This window comes from Mesorhizobium sp. M4B.F.Ca.ET.089.01.1.1, assembly GCF_004022605.1.
Classification (GTDB): Bacteria; Pseudomonadota; Alphaproteobacteria; order Rhizobiales; family Rhizobiaceae; genus Mesorhizobium; species Mesorhizobium abyssinicae.
The window spans coordinates 1-3960 of sequence record NZ_RZOS01000484.1 but is presented as its reverse complement, the minus strand read 5'-3'; the positions used below and the strand labels follow the sequence as shown (position 1 = coordinate 3960).

The 3960-nt window shown below is 64.9% G+C and carries 5 protein-coding genes; 3 read left to right on the top strand and 2 right to left on the bottom strand.

Annotated features, from left to right (window positions below):
- The 3 genes from EN780_RS39790 to EN780_RS29040 all read left to right on the top strand — a co-directional run.
- Positions 1 to 335 (top strand): hypothetical protein (locus EN780_RS39790; protein ID WP_210215059.1); only part of this gene is annotated, 335 nt, incomplete at its 5' end.
- 93 nt (positions 336 to 428) lie between these two features.
- Positions 429 to 1157 (top strand): AzlC family ABC transporter permease, encoded by a 729-nt coding sequence (locus EN780_RS29045; RefSeq protein WP_127286621.1) that lies wholly within the window; start codon positions 429 to 431, stop codon positions 1155 to 1157.
- A complete protein-coding gene (locus EN780_RS29040) occupies positions 1154 to 1450 on the top strand; it encodes an AzlD family protein (RefSeq protein ID WP_128276005.1) in 297 nt (98 codons plus the stop codon). Before EN780_RS29045 ends, EN780_RS29040 begins: the two co-directional genes overlap by 4 nt.
- 247 nt (positions 1451 to 1697) lie before the next feature.
- Here the strand turns inward: EN780_RS29040 and EN780_RS29030 are convergent, their stop codons facing one another.
- Positions 1698 to 3542 (bottom strand): aminopeptidase P family protein, encoded by a 1845-nt coding sequence (locus tag EN780_RS29030; RefSeq protein WP_128276004.1) that lies wholly within the window; start codon positions 3540 to 3542, stop codon positions 1698 to 1700.
- 83 nt (positions 3543 to 3625) lie between these two features.
- A partial coding sequence (locus tag EN780_RS29025) for a 50S ribosomal protein L11 methyltransferase (RefSeq protein WP_189556820.1) occupies positions 3626 to 3960 on the bottom strand: 335 nt, incomplete at its 5' end.

Here is a 3960-nt window from a genome sequence, read left to right as displayed (position 1 = left end):
GTATTTACGGAGCCATTGTGATCTTCGGTCGATATGCCGTTCTGACAGCAGCACTATTCGGCCCCGCCGGCTGCATCGTTGGCGAAACTTTTGATGTCGTTTACCTACACCGGGACACAGACGGCAAGGATGCCTCGTGCTCAAGCGGCACGTATGGCGTCAGCATGTCCGGACGAAGCAAGAATCCTCCACTTAATGTCACGCGATGTGTCGCGGCTTGTGAGAAGGCCGGTTTTGTCGTTGTCGGAAGCTTCCCTCGCCCTGATCTCTCGATTGAGACAAAGGGGATTGGCAACATTCCGGAAAGTGAATGCATGATATCGCATAAATCCTGACGGCGATCATTTCCGCTGATCGTTCGGCTCAAGCGAATTGGTGTGACAAGGAAGGCGACGCTCCCTACATCAGGCCGTCAAAGGGAGCGATCCATGTCGGCGGAAGCGATTTCCGAAAGCAGTGCGAAGAGCGATTTCTGGGACGGCGTTCGGCTCTCGATGCCGGTCGTGGTCGCTTCGGCGCCATTCGCGCTGCTGTTCGGGGCAATCGCCGTCGACAATGGTTTCTCGGTCCTTGAGGCCTTCCTGATGAGCGCCCTGATCTTCGGCGGCGCCAGCCAGATGGTCGGCATCGAACTGTTCGGCCAGCATGTCGCGCCGTGGCTGATCGTGCTGTCGATCTTCGCCGTGAATTTCCGCCACGTGCTTTATTCCGCCGGCCTTGGCCGGCGCATCGCGCACTGGCCGGTGGTGCAGCAGGCGCTCGGCTTCTTCATCATGACCGATCCGCAATACGCCGTGTCGGAGGCGAGGGCGCAATCCGGCGAGACCGTCGGCTTTGCCTGGTATCTCGGGCTCGGCCTGCCGGTCTATGTGTTCTGGGTGGTCGAAAGCGCGCTTGGCGCGGTGTTCGGCAAGCTCATTCCCGACACGCATGCGCTGGGCATCGACTTCCTGCTGCCGATCTATTTCCTCGGCCTCGTCATGGGCTTCCGCAAGCGGCCGCTGTGGCTGCCTGTGGTCGTGGCGAGCGCCGTTGCCTCCACCATCGCCTACAAGACGGTGGGCTCGCCCTGGCACGTTTCCATCGGCGCCGTCGCCGGCGTGCTGCTCGCCGTCATATTGCCGCCGCATCACAGCGGCGTGGGGGAACGGCCATGAGCACCACCTTCTGGATCATCATCGCTGGTGCTGTCGCCACCTATCTCACCCGCGTCGGCGGGCACCTGGTCATCTCGCGCTTCGACAACGTCCATCCGCGCGTCGAGGCTGGCTTGAACGCCGTGCCGGCGGCGGTGCTGACCACGCTGGTGGCGCCGGCGGCGCTTGGCGCCGGTCCCGCGGAATGGGCGGCGCTGATCGTCGCCGCGGCCGTGTCGCTGCGCGGCGGGTTGATGTCGATGTTTTTGGCCGGTGCCGCCGTGCTGATACTGGCCAGGCAGTTCGCAGAGTAAGTTTCTGGTCCGAGCTGACTGCCGGTTCAATTTCGTTGTGCGCGTCGGTGCCGCCCTTCATTGCCCTGCCGGGCATTTCTCCCCGTATAGTGACGGGGAGAAAGACGCCCTCATCGATGGTTTCGCCAATCGCTGACGTTGCAAGATAGCGCCGACGTCACAGTCAGCCCCTTCTCCCCGTCACTATACGGGGAGAAGGTGCCGGCAGGCGGATGAGGGGCAGCGCTGACCTTCCAAGTTGTTGGATTCAGATCTTGGCGTCGTGCGGCAGCGGCGCGGTGGCCTTCTCCAGCCACGCCAGCGTCTCGCCGTCGAGCATCGGGCCGATCTCGGCCAACACGCGGGCGTGATAGGTGTCGAGCCAATGCAACTCGTCGCGCGTCAGCAGATCGGTGCGAACTAGGCGCTTGTCGATCGGCGCCAGCGTCAGCGTCTCGAAGCCGTGCATTGCGATGTCGCCGCCTTCTACCTGCTCGGCGGCCGTGACCAGCACGAGGTTCTCGATGCGGATGCCGTAGGCGCCTTCCTTGTAGTAGCCAGGCTCGTTGGAGAGCATCATGCCGGCGAGCAGCTTCTCGGTGCCGGTGCGGGCGATGCGTTGCGGGCCTTCATGGACGGCAAGGTAGGAGCCGACGCCATGGCCGGTGCCGTGGGCGAAGTCGCAGCCGTGCCTCCACAGCGCCACGCGCGCCACGGCGTCGATCTCCGAGCCGCGCGTGCCGGCGGGAAAGCGCAGCATGGAAATGCCGATCATGCCCTTCAGCACCAGGGTGAAGCGCTCGCGCATCTCCTCGGTGGGTTGGCCGACCGGCACGGTGCGGGTGATGTCGGTGGTACCGTCCTGATACTGGCCGCCGGAATCGAGCAGGAACAGTTCGCCGTCGGCGAGCTTGCGACTGGTGGCGCGGGAGACACGGTAGTGCATGATGGCGCCGTTCGAGCCGGCGCCGGAAATGGTGTCGAAGGAAACGTCGCGCAGCGGCATCTGGGTTTCCTCGCCGGTCTGCCGGCGGGTTTCCTCGAGCCTGGTGACCACGGCGATCTCGTCCAGCGTGCCCGGCTGTTGTCGGTCGAGCCAGCAGAGCAGCTTGGCCACCGCCGCGCCGTCGCGGCGGTGCGCGGCGCGGCTGCCGTTGATCTCGGCCTGGTTCTTGGTGGCGCGGGGGATGCGGGCCGGATCGGGCGCTGAAACCACCGAACCGCCATTGTCCTCGACCAGCATTCTCAGCCTTTCGGCCGCCAGAACAGGGTCGAGCGCGATCCTGGCGCCGCCCTTGGCCAGCGCGACAACGGCGGCTTCGAATTCGCCGGGCTCGTGCAGGTCGGCAAGCTGGGTGAGATAGGCGGCGACCATGCGCGGGAATTTGCGCTGATCCATGAAGAGCTGGTGCTTGCCGTCGGCGGCAAGGATCGCGAAGCCCAGCGCCAGCGGCGTGTGCGGCACGTCGCCGCCGCGGATGTTGAAGACCCAGGCTATCGAGGACGGGTCGGTGAGCACCGCATGGGTCGCGCCGTCCTTGTCGATCGCTGCCGCCAGCCGCGCCAGCTTATCCTTGGCCAGTTCGCCGGCGAAACCGATCGGATGGATTTCGACCGGCGCCACGGGCGGCTCGGGCTGGTCTTTCCAGATGATGTCGATGGGATTCTGGTCGAGCGGCACCAGGGTCGCGCCGGACTGCTCGGCCGAGGCCTTCAGGGCCTTGACTTCGCTCAGCGTGTGCAGCCATGGGTCGAAGCCCAAGCGTGCACCCTTGCCGAGATTGTCCTTGATCCAGGTGGCAGGCGGGTTGTCGATGAGGCTCTCGATGGCGAAGATGTCGAGATCGACTTCGTTGCGCACCTGCAGCGTGTAGCGCCCGTCGACGAAGACGAAGGCGCGGTCGCTAAGGACGATGGCGACGCCGGCCGAGCCGCTGAAGCCGGTCAGCCATTTCAGCCGCGCCGAGCGGTCGGCCACATACTCGCCCTGGTGCTCGTCCGCGCGGGGAACAATGAAACCATCGAGCTTGTTCTCAGCCAGCCATTGCCGCAGCAGCGCCACGCGCGGCTTGCCGACAGACGGATCGCCCGCCGAGTCGAAGGTCTGGAACATGATGGGCCTCCTCTGTCGACGCGACCGTAGCGTATGGCCCCGAAAACCGGAATCGATTTCCGGAGGGACGGATTGGTCCAGTTTCAGCGCTTGAGATGGATCGTCACCCAGCCCTCGCGGTGCAGGGTGCGAACGTGGCGGAAGCTCTGGCCGACATAGGCCGAGACCACGGCATCGCGCTGGCGATCGAGAATGCCGGACAGCACGAGCGAGCCGCCGAGCCTGATGTGCTTCGCCATCTCCGGCGCCAGCCGCATCAAAGGCCGCGCCAATATGTTGGCGACGATGAGATCGAAGGGCGCGCGCCTGCCGAAGATCGGGTGGTGGAAGCCCGGCGCGGTCACGGTTTCGACCAGCGCCTTGACATGGTTGAGGCGGGCATTGGCGGCGGCGACCTTGACGGCGACCGGGTCGATGT